Origin of the sequence: Rhodococcus sp. T2V (assembly GCF_029269925.1) — a bacterium.
Lineage (GTDB): Bacteria > Actinomycetota > Actinomycetes > Mycobacteriales > Mycobacteriaceae > Rhodococcus_F > Rhodococcus_F koreensis.
Window position 1 is genome coordinate 93,345 of the sequence record NZ_JARJBD010000002.1, and the last position, 16,748, is coordinate 110,092.

Below are 16,748 nucleotides of genomic sequence, written 5' to 3' on the forward strand. Positions count from 1 at the left end.
CCTAGCGCGGGGTGTGCCCCGTCAGCAGGGGTTCGATGACCAGCGGATCGTCCGCGGCGGGTGGTCCGTAGACACCGCCGTTCCTGGTCGCGTTCTCCTGACCGAGGTCGTCGGGTCGAGGGACGTTCACGGCGCCGCGCTGCTCGAGGTACTGCTGCGACTGGCAGGTCCAGTCCAGCGCGGGCGTGCTCGGTTCCGCCTCGGTCACCAGACGGCGTGGGGCGTCGTACACGCACATCGGCCCCTGCGTTCCGACGAGGAGAAGGTCGGCGAGACCGCCCTTCTCGATCGACGCGATCTTCGGTAGTGCACCGGGCATGATGGTCAGGCCGTATTCGAGGGAGGGGGTCCGGTCGCCGACGATCTCGGTGGGGAGAACCAGATTCGCCATCAGGGCGCCCAGGGAGTCGCGGTTTCCCGACAGCAGTGCGTCCAGGCTCGCCATCGTCTGCGGCGAGCGCCCGAGCAGGTCGACGAGTGCGGAGTCGTGGGCCCGTAACTGCTCGAGCACGCTGCGGGCGGTGCTCGCCGATTCGGGGAGGGCCGCGGTGAGGCCGTCCACCGTGTCCAGGAGCGGCATCCCCTTGTTCACGATGGTCGACAGTGTGTCGGTGCGGGTTTCGAGGGTCCGGGCGATCTCGGCGGAACCGTCGAGCATGTTCTGCAGGTCGGGTCCGGTGCCTCCGAAGGCGGTCCCGAACGTGTCCGCGAGCGAGGACAGGGCGGTGACGTCCATCGAGTTCACGAGGTCCGTCGTCTGGACGAGGGTCGCGTCGAGCGATCGCGGAATCCCCTCCTGCGGGACGTCGATGAGGTCCCCGTCGGCGAGGTACGGCGGATCCGCGCTGTCGGGCAGGATGTCGAGCGCCTGGATGCCGATCGCGTTCTCGGTGGTGATCTTCGCGGTCGAACCGGCGGACACCTGTGTGCCGGGGTGCAGTTCGATGCCGAGGACGATGCCCGTCCCCTCCTCGTTGACGTCGACGGAGCTGATCCTTCCCACGCCGACTCCGCGGTAGTTGACAGATGCCCCCTGCGCGAGACCGGCGGCGTGGTCGAGCCGGGCGGTCAGGTGAATGGGGTCTCCGAACGTGTCCGGGCCGGTGACGTACCGCAGCCCGAACAGGATTGCGGCGACCGAGATGACGAGGAACAGCACCAGTTGCGCCACGACGTGGCGTGTCATCATCGGACGCCTCCGCCGAGTACCTCGGGCAGCGTGCGGGCTTCGGGCACCTCGAGCGGAGCCGAGCCGGTGAGCAGCTTCGCGATGACGGCCGTGACGTCGAATGTTCCGTCGAATGTCGTGTAGTCACCGGGTGTGGCCGCGGCGAATCCGCCGAGGAACGTCGCCACCGAGTTCAGGGTGGGGGCGAGTGCCGACTCGAAGCCGTCGAGGGCGGCGAGCACGGTCCCGGCGTCGCTGATCTCGGTCGCCAGTGTGGTTCCGGCACTGCCGAGGACACGTTCCGCCTCGCGGCTGAGCCGGGACGCCTCCCCCATCAGCGCCGTGATCTGATCTCGTTGCGACATCAGGAGATCCACCACCGGTGCCAGATCGGTCATCGCGCGGTCGAGGGCCGGTTGCCCGGCGGCGAGTTCCGCCGCGAACGCATGGGACGCCACCATCGCCCGGTCGAGTTCGTCCCGGTGGTCGTCGACGACGCCCAGTGTGTCGTTCAGCATGTCCACCAGTTCGCGGATCTTGTCGGAGCGGCCGGTGAAGGCGACGGTCAATTCGTTCATGATGGCGTGTATCTGGTCGATGCCGCTGCCGTTGAGCACCGTGGCCAGGACCGCGAGCCCGCTCTCGATGTCAGGGCCGCGCGAAGTCTGCGCCGGCGGGAGCACGTCGCCCTCGCTCATCGGTGCGCCGGCCGCATCCGCGAAATCGAGTCGGATGAAGGGATTGCCGAGGGCCGTGGGCAATTCGATACGTGCCGTCGCGTCCCGCGGAATCGGGACGTCGTCGCGGATCCGCATCTCGACCTCTGCGGTGAAATCCCGGGTCGACACGTCCGAGACACGGCCCACCACTTCCTGTCCCACCCGGACCTCGGCGCCGGGCACGACGCGATCGACGCCGTCGAACTGCGCGGTGATTTCGTAGGACGGACCGTCCGGTGAGCGGCCCACCGACAGTTCCTGCAGGCTCAGCGAACAACCGGCGGCGGGCAATGTCGCGCCGACGATCAGCGCCGCCGTCAGTGACGTCGTTCTCGTGCGGATCGTCATCGTCCTCCGACCATGAGTTCGCGCAGCCCGAACGGGTCGGACATGCTGGGCGGAAACTGAATCGGGTTGGTGATTCCGGCTCCCCGGCAGAGGGTCGGATCCACCACCGCGCAGAGCGGGGACGTCGGCTCGGCCTGCGCCAGGTTGGTGGAGATGTTCAACCGGATGCGGGCACGCTGGTCGGGAGTGACCGCGCGCTGGATGTTGTCGATCAGCAACGGCACCAGGTCCATGATCTCGGCGAGGTCGGTGTCGTGTCGCTGCAGCATCTCGCTCACCCCCGCCAGATCGTCGATGCCTGCGGCGATGTCGCCGCCCCGGGCGGACACGAGGTGGTCGATCTGATTCAGCAAGGCGGACAGCTGATTCACCGTGTCGCCGATCGCGAACTGCTGCCCGGCGAATTCGTCTCCGATGGCGGTGAGCGACCCGGCGAGGGAGTCGACCTGCGCCTGACGGGCCGAGATCGCGTCGACGAGTATCTCGAGGTTGTCGACGAGTGCTCCGACGTCCGCGCTGTTGCCCGCGATCACCGAACTCGCCTGCGACAGTGTGCGGATGGCGTCGTTCATCGCGGGACCGAGCCCGTCCGTGGACGCCGCGGCTGCCGAGATCGCGGCGCCGGCGTCGCCGCCGTCGGGGCCGAGGGTCTTGACGACGGTGTCGACGCTGTCCATCAGCTGGTCCCAGGTGATGGGCGAATGACTGCGGTCGGGGGGAATGGTCTGCCCGCTCTCCAGCACCGGACCGCCGGTGTACGCGGGACCGAGTTCGACGAACCGCTCCCCGATCGCGGAGGACACCAGCACGTACGCGTGCGCGTCGGCGGGCACCACGACGTCGGACGCGATCGACATCGTGACCGTCACCACCCCGCCCCGCGGTTCGACGGACTCGACGGTGCCGACGGGCACGCCGAGCACGGTCACCCCGGTGCCGGGGAACACGCCGTTGACGTAGGCGAATTCGGAATGAATCACGGTGGAGGAGGTGCGGAAGATCAGTAGCCACCCGGCCACGACGATCGCCACCACGAGGACGAGCACGCCGCCGATCCCGACGACCCGGCGTGCGGTGCCCGCGTTCACGAGCACCCCGTGATCAGTCCGACGACGCAGAGCAGGTTGTCGGCGATCACGGCCGACGGCGCCGACACGTCGGCCCAGTCACCGTTCCCGGTCGCGTTGACGAGCGCCCTCGCCGCCGGTGCACCCGTGGTGAGCAGTGCGTCGAGGTTGGCGAGGTTCGCGTCGAGTCGTTCCGTCACCTGCCGCGCGTTCGCGAGCAGTGAGTCGAGTTCGGCGGTGTTCTCCCCCAGGAACTGGGACGCCTGCCCGATCAGGGCCTGGAGATCGTCGACCATCCGGCGGATCGCCTCGCGCCGGGTGGCGAGCGTGTTCATCACGACGTCGGCGTTGCCGAGCAGGGTGGTCAGCTGATCCTGCTGACCGACCAGCACGTCGGTGAGGGTTCGCGAGCTGTCGAGCAGTTGCGTGACCTGATCCGCGTTCTTCGCCAGGATCGCGGACGCCGCACTCACCCCGGACAGCGCCTCCCGGTTGAGGGTCGCGACCTGCGGCACCGTGTCCGTCACGACGGTGAGCATCTTCTGCAGACCGCCGAGGTCGAGGTCGTCCGCCGTCTGGAGCGCGGACGAGCCGATGTCGTCGAGCGAGTACGGAACGCTGGTGCGGCTCAGCGGGATCACGCCGTCGTCGCCCAGGTCGCCGGGTCCCGACGGTGACACGTCCAGATACCGCTTGCCGAGGATGGTCGACAGCTTGACGCCCGCGGACGTCGTCGACCCGAGGTGACGCGCGCCGTCGAGCCGGAAGTGGACGACCACGTGATCGCCCGCCAGGTCCACCGCGGTCACCCGGCCGGCGGGCACCCCGGCCACGTACACGTAGTCGGAATCGGTCAGGCCTGCGGCGTTCGCGAGTTCGGCGGTGTAACCGTCGGTTCGCACACTGAAGCTCACCCGCGGGATCACGAGAACCAGGGCCAGCGCCAGCGTCGCGGCGAGGATTCCCACGATTCCGACGATCAACGGGTTGACGGGCCGCACCCGCTGGTTTCCGGCCAGCGCGTCCCAGACGTCGCGCACCGTGTCGGTGACACTCATTGGCAGTACCTCGAATGCAGGTCGGGACCGAGGGCGCCTTCGCGACCGTCGACGTTGACGATGAAGGTGCACAGGTAGATGTTGAGCCAGGAACCGTAGGAGCCCGAGCGGTCGACGGCAGCAAAGAATTGCGGCATGGCCACCATCAGGTGATCGAATTCCGGGTCGGCACCGACCATCGCCCCCGTCAGCGATTCGAGTCGGTTCACCGTGCGGCCGAGTTCCGGAACCCGCCCGTCGACGATCTGCAGCGCCGAGCGGCTCACCGCCGCACTCTGATCGAGGGTGTCCATGAGAACCTCGTTGTTCTCGGCGAGCATCCCGGTGAACTGGGTGAGGCTGTCGACGAGGTGGGACAGTTCCGGACCGCGGGCCGCCGCCGTTCCCACCACCACCTCGAGGTTCGCGATGAGATCACCGATCAGCTGATCGTGATTCGCGAGGGTGCCGGTGACGTCCGCGACCCTGCGCAGCAGCGTTTCCATGCTCGTCTTCCGGCCGTCGAACACGGCGACGACTTCGGTGGCGAGTTCGTTGACCTGCTTCGGGTCGATCGCGTCGAACAGCGGCTTGAATCCGTTGAAGAGACTGGTGAGATCGAGCGCGGGCGACGTCCGTTCGAGCGGAATCGTGTCGCCCTCCGCGAGGGTGCCCTCCTCGCCCGACGAACCGGCCGCGAGATCGAGATACCGGATCCCGAGCAGGTCACCGTATCGGATCGCGACTGTCGTGTCGGCGGGCAGAGTCTGATCGCGCTGCACCTCGAAATTCACCAGGGCGGTGGCGCTTCCGGCGTCGCCGTCGACGATGTCGACCGAAGCCACCCGTCCCACCCGGACACCGGCGATGGTGACGTCGCTGCCGGGAGTCACCCCCTGCGCGTCGGTGAACAACGCCTTGTACGCGACGGTCGGTCCCTCCACCGGCACCCGCAGTGTGTTCACCACGAGGACCGCGGAGAGAATTCCGAAGACGGCGAAGACCGCCAGTTTGATTGCCGAGTTCCGGACGCTCATCCTCCGGCACCGCCCCCGCAGTTCGGTCCGTTCAGGCCGGGGTACCGCGGGCAGTCGGACGAGCTGTAGGGCCGCGGGTTCGACAGGTCGGCGGCGACCCGCACCGCGAACGTGCCGGTGGAGAAGACGGCGGCGCCGGCGTCACCGAACGGACCCGCCTCGTCCAGCGTCGCCCGCAGCAGGTCGGACTTGCCGGCCATGGTGCCCAGGGTCGGTGAGATGTTCAGCGCCACCGCGATCATGTCGTCCGCGTTCTGCTCCAGGACGTCGCCGGAGTTCCTCGTCACGACAAGGGAGGCGGCGAGGAAACCGGTGAAGCTGTCGGTGTTCTCGACGAGGGTGTTCGACAGCGACACCGCCGCGTCCATGGTCGCGAGGACGTCGGGTGCGGCCGTCGCCAGCTGTTCGCTGATCCGTGCGATCTGCGGCGCGCGCTCCGCGAGGGAGTCGACGAGTGGCGCGGTCGACTGCGCCACCGTGTGGAGGCTGTCGATGGTGTGCCCCAATTGTTCGCCGCGCCCGCGCAATGCGTCGGCGACGGCGCTGAGCGCGGCCTGCATCTGCTCGGGCTTCACCCGGGACACCAGGTCGTAGACCTTCGAGTACAGGTCGTACATCTGGACGGTCTCGGTCGACGTGTCGGGTTGCAGCCGGGCACCTGCCTCGAGCCGCGCACCGCCGGTTCCCGCGGTGGACACCAGCTCGACGGTCTGGTCGCCGAACAACGTGCGGGGCACCACCCGCACCTGGACGGACGCCGGGATGTGCTGCATCTGTTCGGGGCGGAGACTGATGTCCATGCCCGTCTCGTCCTGTCCGGGGTCGACGCTCGACACGGTGCCGACGGTCGCGCCTTTGTAGGACACCGTGGTGTGCGCCTTCACCGCACCGGCGTCCGCCGGAAGTGTCGCCGTCACCACGGGGTCGGTGACGATCGCACCGGTGCCGAAACCGACCAGCAGCGCCGATCCGACGGACAGGACCGCCACTCCGATCACACCCCGCACCGCGAGGGCACCGTTGCCCGGACCTCCCGGGCGGCCGCGCGTCACGGCAACCCCAGAGCGGGAGCGGAGGGGACGAGACCCCACAGGGTGAGCGTCAGCAGCAGGTCGACGATGCCGATGGCGAGGATGCTGGTGCGCAGCGCGCGCCCGGCCGCCCGGCCGACGCCCTCGGGCCCGCCGTAGGCGTGGTACCCGTACGAGCAGTGCACGAGCGCGATGATCGTCGCGAACACGATCGCCTTCACGAACGAGTACGCGACGTCGGTGGGCGTGAGCATGAGGTGGAAGTAGTAGTCGTAGGTTCCGGCCGACTGCCCGCTGAACGTGACGATCACCAGCCGCGAAGCCAGATAGGACGACAGCAGCCCGACGACGTACAGCGGCACCACACAGACCAGGCACGAGACCAGCCTCGTGCTCGCGAGGAACGGCAGCGACGGGATCGCCATCGCGTCCAGCGCGCTGATCTCCTCCGAGATGCGCATGGCGCCGAGCTGTGCGGTGAACCCCGTCCCGACCTTCGCGGCGAGCGCGATGCTGGCGATGACGGGCGCGAGTTCGCGGGTGTTGAGGATCGCGGACAGAAGCCCGGACAGCGACCCCATTCCGAGCAGGTCCAGTCCGCGCAACCCCTCGATGCCCACCTGCGTCGCCGCGACCGCGGACATCGCGAAGACGACTCCGATCGCTCCGCCGCCGGCGAGCAGGGTCGCACCACCGAAACTGATGTCGCCGATCTGCCGCATGATGTGCCGCCAGTACTTCACGACCGCGAGGGGGACGCCGGCGATCACGCTGCCGTAGAACGTGAATTCCCGGCCCAGTCCCGTCATCAGTTCGAGGGGCTGCCGGACCCTGGCCCGCACCCAGTGCGCTGCGGGCCATCGGGTACTCACGACCATCAGTAACCACCTACGGGGACGACGAGAACGGAATAGAGCTGACTGAGCACGGTGTTGACAATGAACACGAGGATGAAGGCGAGCACGACGGCCTCGTTGACGGCGTCGGCGACACCGCTGGGTCCGCCTTTGGCGTGCAGCCCTTTGAAGCTGGCGACGAGCGCCGACGTCACCGCGAACGCCATCGACTTGACGAGGGCGACCACGAAATCCGACAGCCGCGTGTACTGCGACAGTGCCGCGAGAAAGCTTCCCGCCGAGCTGTTCTGGACGACCACCTGGAAAAGGAAGCACGCCGACACTCCGACGGCGGTGACCATGGCGCAGAGTGCGACGCCGACCAGCACGGCGGCGAGCACCCGCGGAACCACGAGCCGCTCGATCACGTCGAGTCCGAGGACCTCCATGGCCTCGACCTCCTCGCGGATCGTGCGCGAGCCGAGGTCCGCGCAGATCGCGGACCCGCCGACCCCGGCCAGCATCAGCGCACAGACCAGCGCGGACGCCTGCCCGACGATCACGAACCCGACGACCGCCCCCGTGTACCCCTCGGCGCCGAGCTGACCGGCGAGGCTGCCGATCGTGACGGCGATGAGGACTCCGATGGGGATCATCAGCAGCAGGGCCGGCGCCGACGTGACCGAGGCGATCCGCCAGGCCTGGTCCAGCAGTTCCCGCCAGGCCAGTGTGCGCCGCACCAGAACTCGTACGGCGGCCACCGTGGTCGCGATCGAGAACCCGATGAGCGCACCGACTTCGTTGGCGAAATGGCTGACGGGCCCCTTGGCGGGTGGCAGCTGGAATGTCACGCGGTCCTCCCCCGGTATGGGAATCGGGGTCAGACGACCGCGACGTCGTGTGCGCCGTGGGCTTGTCGAAGCTCGCCCTTGACGACCTTGCCGCTGGCGTTGCGCGGGAGGGCGTCGACGATGACGACGTCTTTCGGATGCTTGTAACGGGCCAGTTTGCCTTCGAGCCACGCGGCGAGTTCCCCGACCGTCAGATCGTCGCCGTCGTCGTCGAGCGCCACGATCGCGACGGGCACCTCGGTCCACTTGGGGTGGGGTCTGCCGACCACGGCGGCCTCCCGGATCCTCGGATGCCCGAACAGGACGTTCTCCACCTCGGCGCAATAGATGTTCTCGCCGCCGGAGATGATCATGTCCTTCTTGCGATCCACCACGTAGACGAAGCCTTCCTCGTCCTGCCGCACCAGGTCGCCCGAGTGGAACCACCCACCGGCGAACGCGTCCGCCGTCGCGGCCGGGTTCTGCCAGTAGCCCTGCATCATGGTCGGGCCGCGGTACACGATCTCGCCTACGGTGCCGGGGGCGACGTCGTTCATCTCGTCGTCGACGATCCGCGTCTGGATGGTCGGGACGGGCTTGCCCACCGAGCCCAGCTTGCGGATCGCGTCGTCGCCGTCGAGCACGCACGTGATCGGGGACATCTCGGTCTGCCCGAACACCGCCACGACGAGCGCCTTCGGGAAAGTCTCCGCCATGGCGCGCAGGACGGTGTCCGATGCGGGTGCGGCGCCCCAGCTGATGACGCGGAGGGCGAGGTCGCGGCCCGCGGCGGTGGGGTCGGCGCAGACGGCCTGCCACTGCACCGGAACGAGGAATACCGTGGTGATGCGCTCGCGCTCCCACACGTCGAGCATCTCGGCAGGGTCGAACGCCTTGAGGGGGTGGATCACGGTCGTGGCTCCGAGCATCAGCATCGGGGCCACCGAACCGAGGGCGGCGACGTGGAACACCGGGGACGCGAGGAACCCGACGTCGTCGCCCCTGTCGTAGCGCATCGCCCGGATGCAGGTGATGGACTGCCCGACCATGTTCGAGTGCGACAGCACCGCACCCTTGGGTGTTCCGGTGGTGCCGGAGGTGTAGAGGATGAGCGACGGCGTGTCCTCCGGCAGGTCGACGGGGGCGAAGGCGGGACCGTCTTCCACGACGAGATCCTCGTAACCGAGAACGTCGCCCTCGGTCTCCGCGCCCATGACGATCGCGAGGCCGAGATCGGGAACATCGTGCCGCACAGCGGAAACGAGAGGCGCGAGCGCGAGCTCGGTGAAAACGGCTCGTGCGCCCGAGTCCCGTGCGATGAAGGCGACCTCGGGCGGTGTCAGCCGGAAGTTGACCGGGACCGCGATCGCGCCCAGCGCGTTGATCGCGAGCACCGCCTCGAAGAATTCGGTGCGGTTGAGCGTGAGCAGCAGGACGCGGTCGCCGAAGTTCACCCCGCGCCGGGACAGCGCCGCCGCGAGGGCCTGCGAACGCCCGTGCAGTTCGCGCCACGACGTGCTCTGCCCGAGATGGCGGAACGCGGGATGGTCGGGCTTCGTCCGGGCATGGGTGGCAACCCAGTTGTTCCAGTGGTTGCGGCGGGATTGCATTGGCTGCGAAAGCGTCTCGCTACGTGATGACATGTGGTGGTGGTCCCTTCGCTGTACTCGAGTTCGCCCCTCGGGCCCCACACGGAGGCTGTGACGAGTATTACAGATGTCGACGTCGATCGGAACAGTCTTGTTAACCGCAATTCGCATCAGCTACCGAAGTTCGGAGCACGTTTCGTGAGCATCGCCACGACGGCGTCGACGTGGGCCGCGAGCGCACCGCCGATCAGGCCCTCGCCCGCCGCCCGATCGGCGGGCAGCCGTTCGCCGAGCAGTGCCATCCGGGTGGGAATCGACCTTCGAGGCCGAGGGAAGGCGGGGCGACGGAAGAAGTCATCTTCGCACGCGAATTTCTGTTAACTTATTTGTGCCGTTCGGTACGTGTCAATACCTCTCGGAACACATTTCGCACCGCCTTGCTGGTGATTTATCGATACGCCGGGCGAACACTCGAGCGTAGGGTGACCATCCGAGGCTCGTCGGCGCGGGAGTCTCGGTTAAGATGACCGGCAGAGGAATTGGCAGACGACTGCCCACTACTGGAGGTGACCGTGGCCCGGACCAGCACGGCGGCCGGTGCCGCGACCGACCGGCCGATCCGCCGCCGCCCCAAGAATCGCAAGGCCCAGATCGCGAACGTCGCAGCCGAAGCCTTCAGCGAGCGCGGCTACCATGCGGTCGGTGTCGACGAGATCGCTGCCACCATCGGCATTTCCGGTCCCGCCCTGTACCGGCACTATCCCAACAAGTACGCCCTGTTCGTCCACGCGGCGACGACGACGGCCGACGCGCTCCAGGCAACCGCGGACGGCGCACTCGACGGCCTCGCCGAACGCGAAGCCGGCGACCGCCTCGAACACCTGATCGCCGCCCTCGTCGCCAACAGCATCGAGAACCGCAAGGTCGCCGGGCTCTACCGCTGGGAGGGCCGGTACCTCGAGGCCGAGGACCGTAAGCGGATTCGTGCCGTGTTCGTGCACGTCACGCAGTGCGTGGCCGCGCCGCTGCGCGAGATCCGCCCCGAACTCACCGCCGTGGACGCGACGACGCTGGGAGCGTCGACGCTGAGCGTGATGGGCAGCATCAGCGCACACCGGACCACCCTCGCCACCCGCAGACTCGACACACTCCTGAAGTCGGCATGCGGGTCGATCCTGAACGCGACACTCCCGCCCGCCGTCCCGAACGCGGGCAGGGACGCCGCCGGCGGCGCGGTGCGGGGACTGGCCGTGACGTCCAAGCGTGAATTGCTCATCAACGAGGCCGTCAAGATCTTCGACCGGCACGGCTACCACGACTCGAGCATCGAGGAGATCGGCGCCGCGGCCGGCATCAACGCGTCGAGCGTGTACCGTCATTTCCCCAGCAAGGCAGACCTTCTGGCGGCTGTGTTCTATCGCGCGTCCGACCGGCTGGCCGTGGCCACGTCGGCGGCGCTGTCCACGGCCGCCGACCCCGAGGACGCCCTCCGCAAGCTCGCCGAGTCGTACCTGGAACTGTCGTTCGGGAACCCGGAAGTGCTGTCGGTCTACTTCGCGGAGATCGGGAACCTCCCGAAGAACGAGCGCACCAATCTCCGTAACGTGCAGCGTCTGCACGTCGAGGAATGGGTCCACCTGGTGACCGCCGTGCGGTCCGAACTCTCGGCGCCGGAGGCACGGTTCCTGGTGCATGCGGCGCTGGGGCTGGTTCTCGACATCGGCCGACTGGTCCACTTCGACACCCGCGAGGAGTCGCGTGCCCGGCTCCACACCCTGATGACGGCCGTGCTGCTGGGTCACTGAGCCCGTGCCCCTGGGTGAATCGCCCAGGGGCACAGTTCTCATGCGGCCCGCCGGCGGGCTCCCCGTTGCCTGTCGTTGTCCGCGCCGAGGTCACGGGGGCGGTAGCCCACCGGGTATCCGGGATAGCTCCGGTTGCGCGGATCGCGAGCGGCCTTCGATTCGCGGCGCGGTGGCAGGAGGCGCACGAACCGGGCCCGGATCCGCAGCGCACGGCGGGACGCATTCCGCAGCCGGCGCGGGGCTGCGGGAAATCCGAACGTCGCCCGCATCATCGGGTCGAGGAGGGCGTAGACCCCCTGCGCGACGAGCGGCCGGAGTGACGCCGGAAACCAGGAGCAGAACAGCGTCAGCGTGTAGGTGCCGACCCGATGGTTGTCGTCGGTGTGATCCCCATGCGAACCCCCACCTGACGGTAGAAGTGGAAGCGCAGCGATTCGATGCCGCGTTCGGAGTCGTAGCCGTGTTCGACGAGTTCGGCCATCAGCAACGCGGTGTCGGTGATGCGGTGGATCTCCTCGTGGTCTCGGACCGGGTCGAGTTCCTCGATCCGGCGCTGCCAGCCGTGCCTGCCCCGGGGAACCCCGCCCGGCGTCCCGGTTCCGGCGCGCGTGGTCTTCGTCAGCATGTGGAGGCCCTCCGTGATCAGCGTCCGTGTCGGTTCTTCAACATCCAGGCGGAAATCTTCATGTCCCGCGACTTGCGCTGCATGGTCAGCAGATTCAGCGGCGCCGCGAACTTCTGCCGGGCGATGGACTTGACCCGGCTGAATTCCCGCAGTCCGTCCGCTCCGTGAATGCGGCCGAAGCCCGAGTCTCCGACACCGCCGAACGGCAACGCCGCGACACCGGCGAATCCGAGCACCGAGCCGATCGTCACGACGCCGGCCCTGAGCTTCCCGGCAGCCTGCATCGCCTTCGTCGCATCCTTGGTGAAGATGGACGCGCCGAGACCGAACGTGGTGCCGTTGGCCAACGCGACCGCCTCGTCGAGGCTCGCGACCTTGTTGACGACCACCGTGGGGCCGAACGTCTCCTCGCGGATCGCGGTGCTGTCCTCGGGAACGCCGGTCAGCACGATGGGCCCGACGTACCCGTCCGCGATGGAGTCGAGTCCGCCGACCACCGCGGATCCGCCCTTGTCGAGTGCATCCCGGACGTGGCTGCGAATCACGTCGGACTGGCCGGCCATCGTCATGGGGCCGTACGCCGCGTCCCGCGGTCCCGGGCGCAGGACCTTCGATTTCTCGGCGACCAGCCGGACGAACTCGTCGTAGACGGAGTCGACGACGTAGATGCGCTCGACACCCGCGCACGTCTGTCCGGCGTTGCCCATCGCCCCGAAGACCGCGAAACCGGCCGCCTCGTCCAGGTTCGCGTCGGCGTCGACGAGCATGGCGTCCTTGCCTCCCGCCTCGACGACCAGCGGCGTGAGCGTTTCGGCGCAGGCGGCCATGACCCGCTTGCCGGTGGCGGCGGATCCGGTGAAGGCGATCTTGTCGACACCGGCGGAGACGAGGGCGGAACCCGTCGACCCGTCACCGGTGACCACCTGCAGGACAGGCTGATTGGGAATGAGCGCCTTCCACTTGTCGGCGAGCCACACCGCGACCCCGGGGGTCAGCTCACTGGGTTTGAAGACGACGGTGTTGCCCGCTGCCAGCGCGTAGGAGATGGAGCCCATCGGCGTGTAGACGGGGTAGTTCCACGGCCCGATCACACCGACCACACCCATCGGCTCGTACCCGACGCTGCTGGCCTGGTTCGCGCTGACCAGACCGGAGGGCACCTTGCGCCGCTTCAGGACCTTGCCCGCGTTCTTCGCCGCCCAGTCGAGATGCTCGATGGCGAGCATTACCTCGAGGAGCGCGTCGTCGTAGGGCTTGCCGGTCTCGGCGGCGACGAGCGCGGCGAGTTGCTCGCCGTCCCGCGCCATCGACTTCTTCCAGTCCAGGAGCCATTGTTTGCGGCCGTCGAAGCCGAGGGCGTTCCACCATTGCGCGGCCGATCGGGCCGCGTCGACGGCGGCGCGTACCTCCCGCTCCCCCTCGATCGGGTACTCGGCCAGGACGGTGCCGTCGCGCGGATCCAGGGACGCGAACGTCTTCGGCGACGACTCCGCGGACCCCGTCGGAGCCGTGGGCTGAGCGCCTGCCGCCGTCTCGGTCGTCTCCGCCTGCTGTGGCATGGTCGATATCCTCCCTCGAGATCACATCAAATATATGTGATGTGATGTAATGTAGTGGACATCACAGTATGCGGCCGACCCCATCGCGGCAAGCCCCGCACAGTCACCCCCGGCCGGCCTGTTCGCCGACCGCATCACCCACGAGGAGTTCCCCGGACATGAGCGTCGAATTCACCAGTGAACAGAAGGACTTCGCGGCGGCGATCGCCGATTTCTGCAAGCGCGAGAGCGGCACCCGCGAGCAACGCGACAGGCTGACGAATCACGGCGAGCACAACCACAATCAGGACCTCTACGAGAAGATGGCGAAGCTGGGCTGGCTGGGCATCACCATCCCCGAGGAGTACGACGGCTCGGCCGCGAGCCACGTCGACATGTGCATCCTGCTCGAGGAAGCCGCCAAGGGCATGGCACCCATCGGCGGGATCGGGCCCACCCTGATCACGGGCGGCGCCTACGCGAAGTTCGGAACCGACGCACAGAAGGACGTCGTGCTGCGCGGCATCGTGGCGGGCCGGTCGCAGTCCATCTCGATGTCCGAGCCGGAGGCCGGTTCCGATGTCGGCAACCTCAGCACCCGCGCGGAGAAGACCGCCGACGGCTGGGTGATCAACGGCCAGAAGACGTGGTGCTCCAATGCGCACTTCGCCGACAACATCCTGCTCGTGGCCCGCACCGGGCGCGGCGACGGCAAGCACGAAGGCCTCACGATGTTCCACGTCCCCGCCGATACGGCGGGACTGAAGATCAGCGGCATCGACACGATGGGCGGCAAGGAGGTCAACGACCTCTACTTCACCGACTGCGTCCTGCCCGAGGACGCGGTGGTGGGCGACGTCGGCAACGGCTGGCGCCAGCTGATGACCGGACTGAACTTCGAACGCCTGATCCTCGCGGCCATGATGCTCGGCACCGCGCAGCGCGCGTTCGCCGACACCCTCGATTTCGTCACCCAGCGCAAGCAGTTCGGGCGTCCCGTCGGATCGTTCCAGGCGCTACGCCACCGCATCGCCGATCTCGCGACGGAGATCGAGTGCTGCAAACTGCTCGTGTACAGCGTCGCCAGGGACGTCGACGCGAACCCCGACAAGATGCTGGCCCGTGAAGCGTCGATGGCCAAGCTGAAGGTCACGGAGACCGCGAAGAAGGTCGCGCTCGAGGGCATGCAGATGATGGGCGGGTACGGCTACGCCACCGAGTTCGACATGGAGAAGCACGTCCGCTCCACCATCGTCTCGAGCATCTACGGCGGTACCAACGAGATTCAGCGCGACATCATCGGCAAGACCTACGGCTTGTAAACATCCACTGCGGTTTATGCTGGTTTGCCGCATCGAAGGAGTTCTCCATGGCATCGCCCTCCGTGTCACGATCCGCAGCGGGCCGCACCCTGCGCCGCCGACCCCAGTTGTCGGACGACGTCGCCGTGCACGTCCGCAACCTGATCATGTCCGGGGGCGTTCGCCCGGGTGACTTCATCCGCCTCGACGAGACTGCGGCAGACCTGGGGGTCAGCGTCACACCCGTCCGCGAGGCGCTCCTGACCCTGCGCGGCGAGGGACTCGTCGAACTGGTTCCCCACCGCGGCTACGTGGTCGCCCCGCTCAGCCGGGACGACATTCACGACCTCTTCTGGCTACAGGGCCAGATCGCCGAGGAACTCGCGGTCCGCGCGACGCGGTCCGTCACCCCGGAGGTCGTCGAGGAACTGACCGCGATCAACGAAAAGCTGCGGCGGGCCGTCGAGGACGGCGAGGCCGAGCGCATCGAGGATCTCGAGTTCTCGTTCCACCGGGTCATCAACCGTCTCGCCGACGCGAGCAAGCTGTCGTGGTTCCTGCTCAGCGCCACCCGGTACACACCGGTGCAGTTCTATTCGTCCGATCCGGCCTGGGGCGAGGCGGCGGTCGAGAGCCACCGGCGCCTCATCGCCGCGCTCGCCGACGGGAAGGCCGACGTGGTCGGCGCCGAGAACAAGGCCCACTTCATCGACGGCGCCCAGCGACTGGTCGCACATCTCGACGACGTCGGTATCTGGGACTGACCGGCGCCGCCGATCACCCGCGCCGGGTCAGCACGGTGCGGGGTTGCGGTCTCCGTACGCGGGGTCCAGCGCCCGCTGGATGATGTACACGGCCCGCGGATCGGTGGTCAGCTGGCCGTGGTCCGCGGTGTTCGTGTCGCAGCCGTCCTGGAGCCAGATGTTGTGCACGGCGGCCCCGGGACCGGCTGTCAGGAACGTGTTCTCGGGAGGGGTCGACACGGTGTCGCTGCGACTGGCGACCACCGTGTAGTCGATGCCCGGATCGGTGTCGCCCGCCGCGTTGAGGAGCTGCAGGAAGGGCGAGCCCACCATCTGCTGAATGTAGGACGGCCCGACCGCGACACCGGCGAGCGTCGTGACCGGCACACCCAGTGCCTGCGCGATCGCACCGAGCGACTGGACGTCCCCGAAGCTGGTGCCGTGGTTGGTGGCGCCGAGCGTGACGAGCGAGTGCACCTTGTTCAGCGCGGGGTTCGCCCGGTCGGCACCGCCTTCGAACCGCAGGTACTGGCGGGACACCGTGCCGCCGAGCGAATGCCCGATCATGTCGACCTGCGGAGCACCGGTGGCTGTGCGGACCAGCTCGACGAACCCGGCGAGCTGCCGAGCGGACTCCTCGATGTCGGCGCCGCCGAACATGCGCATCATGTTGCCCTTGGTCAGACCGGCGGCCTGTCCGTAGTTGAGGGCGAAGACGCAGTAGCCGTCCGCGCTGAGCTCCGGAGCGAGGTCCTTCCACGTCCCCACCATGCCGGTCCAGGTGCCGTGCACCAGAACGATGGGACGGGGGTGCGCCGCGGACGGCTTACAGCTCCAGTCGTTGGCCCCGGGAAGCGCGGACGGATCGACCACGGGCGCGGGTTCCGCTTCCACGGGATCCGCTGCCGCCGGTGCCGCACTGCCGAGCATCACGATGCCTGCCAGCACGCACAACAGAGCCCTAGTGGCCCACGATATACGCATATTCCTCGTATCCTGAGTGTGCGGAAATAGACTTCAGGTTACGTTAGCCAACCGTCCATCAAAGTCTCAACCTGAGATCGAGACTCCCCG

General features: G+C 68.0%; 15 protein-coding genes and 1 pseudogene. 3 read left to right on the forward strand and 13 right to left on the reverse strand.

Annotated features, from left to right (window positions below):
* Position 1: 1 nt before the first annotated feature.
* The 10 genes from P3H15_RS02735 to P3H15_RS02780 form a co-directional block, all read right to left on the reverse strand.
* Positions 2-1,189 carry an MlaD family protein gene (locus P3H15_RS02735; RefSeq protein ID WP_276135827.1) on the reverse strand — a complete coding sequence of 396 codons (1,188 nt, stop codon included), beginning with the start codon at positions 1,187-1,189 and terminating at the stop codon, positions 2-4.
* Positions 1,186-2,235, reverse strand: a complete 1,050-nt coding sequence (locus P3H15_RS02740) for an MCE family protein (RefSeq protein WP_276135828.1) — start codon at positions 2,233-2,235, stop codon at positions 1,186-1,188. The genes P3H15_RS02735 and P3H15_RS02740 overlap by 4 nt, the downstream gene beginning before the upstream one ends.
* On the reverse strand, positions 2,232-3,323 hold the full coding sequence (locus P3H15_RS02745; RefSeq protein ID WP_276135829.1) for an MCE family protein: 1,092 nt from the start codon (positions 3,321-3,323) through the stop codon (positions 2,232-2,234). Before P3H15_RS02745 ends, P3H15_RS02740 begins: the two co-directional genes overlap by 4 nt.
* Positions 3,320-4,360, reverse strand: coding sequence for an MCE family protein (locus P3H15_RS02750; RefSeq protein WP_276135830.1), 1,041 nt, complete (start codon positions 4,358-4,360; stop codon positions 3,320-3,322). Before P3H15_RS02750 ends, P3H15_RS02745 begins: the two co-directional genes overlap by 4 nt.
* Complete coding sequence (locus P3H15_RS02755) at positions 4,357-5,376, reverse strand: MCE family protein (protein WP_276135831.1); 1,020 nt, start codon at positions 5,374-5,376, stop codon at positions 4,357-4,359. The genes P3H15_RS02750 and P3H15_RS02755 overlap by 4 nt, the downstream gene beginning before the upstream one ends.
* The gene (locus P3H15_RS02760) at positions 5,373-6,428 is read right to left on the reverse strand and encodes an MCE family protein (RefSeq protein WP_276135832.1); all 1,056 of its coding nucleotides are present in this window, start codon (positions 6,426-6,428) and stop codon (positions 5,373-5,375) included. Before P3H15_RS02760 ends, P3H15_RS02755 begins: the two co-directional genes overlap by 4 nt.
* Positions 6,425-7,285, reverse strand: a complete 861-nt coding sequence (locus tag P3H15_RS02765; RefSeq protein WP_276135833.1) for an ABC transporter permease — start codon at positions 7,283-7,285, stop codon at positions 6,425-6,427. Before P3H15_RS02765 ends, P3H15_RS02760 begins: the two co-directional genes overlap by 4 nt.
* Complete coding sequence (locus P3H15_RS02770; protein ID WP_276135834.1) at positions 7,285-8,094, reverse strand: ABC transporter permease; 810 nt, start codon at positions 8,092-8,094, stop codon at positions 7,285-7,287. Before P3H15_RS02770 ends, P3H15_RS02765 begins: the two co-directional genes overlap by 1 nt.
* 29 nt (positions 8,095-8,123) lie before the next feature.
* Entirely contained in the window at positions 8,124-9,716 is a 1,593-nt protein-coding gene (gene fadD5 / locus P3H15_RS02775; protein WP_276135835.1) for a fatty-acid--CoA ligase FadD5, read from the reverse strand.
* A 116-nt stretch (positions 9,717-9,832) separates the two neighbouring features.
* Positions 9,833-9,964, reverse strand: a complete 132-nt coding sequence (locus tag P3H15_RS02780) for a hypothetical protein (RefSeq protein ID WP_276135836.1) — start codon at positions 9,962-9,964, stop codon at positions 9,833-9,835.
* 264 nt (positions 9,965-10,228) lie between these two features.
* On the opposite strand from P3H15_RS02780, the gene P3H15_RS02785 reads away from it, so the two are divergent.
* A complete protein-coding gene (locus P3H15_RS02785; protein ID WP_346348742.1) occupies positions 10,229-11,467 on the forward strand; it encodes a TetR/AcrR family transcriptional regulator in 1,239 nt (412 codons plus the stop codon).
* A 38-nt stretch (positions 11,468-11,505) separates the two neighbouring features.
* Here the strand turns inward: P3H15_RS02785 and P3H15_RS02790 are convergent.
* Both P3H15_RS02790 and P3H15_RS02795 read right to left on the reverse strand, forming a co-directional pair.
* Positions 11,506-12,092, reverse strand: a pseudogene (locus P3H15_RS02790) (hypothetical protein).
* Positions 12,093-12,109: 17 nt separating this feature from the next.
* The gene (locus P3H15_RS02795; protein ID WP_276135838.1) at positions 12,110-13,651 is read right to left on the reverse strand and encodes an aldehyde dehydrogenase family protein; all 1,542 of its coding nucleotides are present in this window, start codon (positions 13,649-13,651) and stop codon (positions 12,110-12,112) included.
* A 158-nt stretch (positions 13,652-13,809) separates the two neighbouring features.
* Here P3H15_RS02795 and P3H15_RS02800 point away from each other — a divergent pair, with 158 nt between their 5' ends.
* Entirely contained in the window at positions 13,810-14,952 is a 1,143-nt protein-coding gene (locus tag P3H15_RS02800; RefSeq protein ID WP_276135839.1) for an acyl-CoA dehydrogenase family protein, read from the forward strand.
* A gap of 47 nt (positions 14,953-14,999) precedes the next feature.
* On the forward strand, positions 15,000-15,695 hold the full coding sequence (locus tag P3H15_RS02805; RefSeq protein ID WP_276135840.1) for a GntR family transcriptional regulator: 696 nt from the start codon (positions 15,000-15,002) through the stop codon (positions 15,693-15,695).
* A 27-nt stretch (positions 15,696-15,722) separates the two neighbouring features.
* Here the strand turns inward: P3H15_RS02805 and P3H15_RS02810 are convergent, their stop codons facing one another.
* Positions 15,723-16,658 carry a triacylglycerol lipase gene (locus tag P3H15_RS02810; protein WP_276135841.1) on the reverse strand — a complete coding sequence of 312 codons (936 nt, stop codon included), beginning with the start codon at positions 16,656-16,658 and terminating at the stop codon, positions 15,723-15,725.
* Positions 16,659-16,748: the final 90 nt, after the last annotated feature.

What these genes read in the sequence shown, in the direction of transcription:
- P3H15_RS02735 (WP_276135827.1), bottom strand. Translation starts at nt 1,189, where the DNA reads ATGATGACACGCCACGTCGTGGCGCAACTGGTGCTGTTCCTCGTCATC.
- P3H15_RS02740 (WP_276135828.1), bottom strand. Translation starts at nt 2,235, where the DNA reads ATGACGATCCGCACGAGAACGACGTCACTGACGGCGGCGCTGATCGTC.
- P3H15_RS02750 (WP_276135830.1), bottom strand. Translation starts at nt 4,360, where the DNA reads ATGAGTGTCACCGACACGGTGCGCGACGTCTGGGACGCGCTGGCCGGA.
- P3H15_RS02755 (WP_276135831.1), bottom strand. Translation starts at nt 5,376, where the DNA reads ATGAGCGTCCGGAACTCGGCAATCAAACTGGCGGTCTTCGCCGTCTTC.
- P3H15_RS02765 (WP_276135833.1), bottom strand. Translation starts at nt 7,285, where the DNA reads ATGGTCGTGAGTACCCGATGGCCCGCAGCGCACTGGGTGCGGGCCAGG.
- fadD5 (WP_276135835.1), bottom strand. Translation starts at nt 9,716, where the DNA reads ATGTCATCACGTAGCGAGACGCTTTCGCAGCCAATGCAATCCCGCCGC.
- P3H15_RS02780 (WP_276135836.1), bottom strand. Translation starts at nt 9,964, where the DNA reads ATGGCACTGCTCGGCGAACGGCTGCCCGCCGATCGGGCGGCGGGCGAG.
- P3H15_RS02795 (WP_276135838.1), bottom strand. Translation starts at nt 13,651, where the DNA reads ATGCCACAGCAGGCGGAGACGACCGAGACGGCGGCAGGCGCTCAGCCC.
- P3H15_RS02800 (WP_276135839.1), top strand. Translation starts at nt 13,810, where the DNA reads ATGAGCGTCGAATTCACCAGTGAACAGAAGGACTTCGCGGCGGCGATC.
- P3H15_RS02805 (WP_276135840.1), top strand. Translation starts at nt 15,000, where the DNA reads ATGGCATCGCCCTCCGTGTCACGATCCGCAGCGGGCCGCACCCTGCGC.
- P3H15_RS02810 (WP_276135841.1), bottom strand. Translation starts at nt 16,658, where the DNA reads ATGCGTATATCGTGGGCCACTAGGGCTCTGTTGTGCGTGCTGGCAGGC.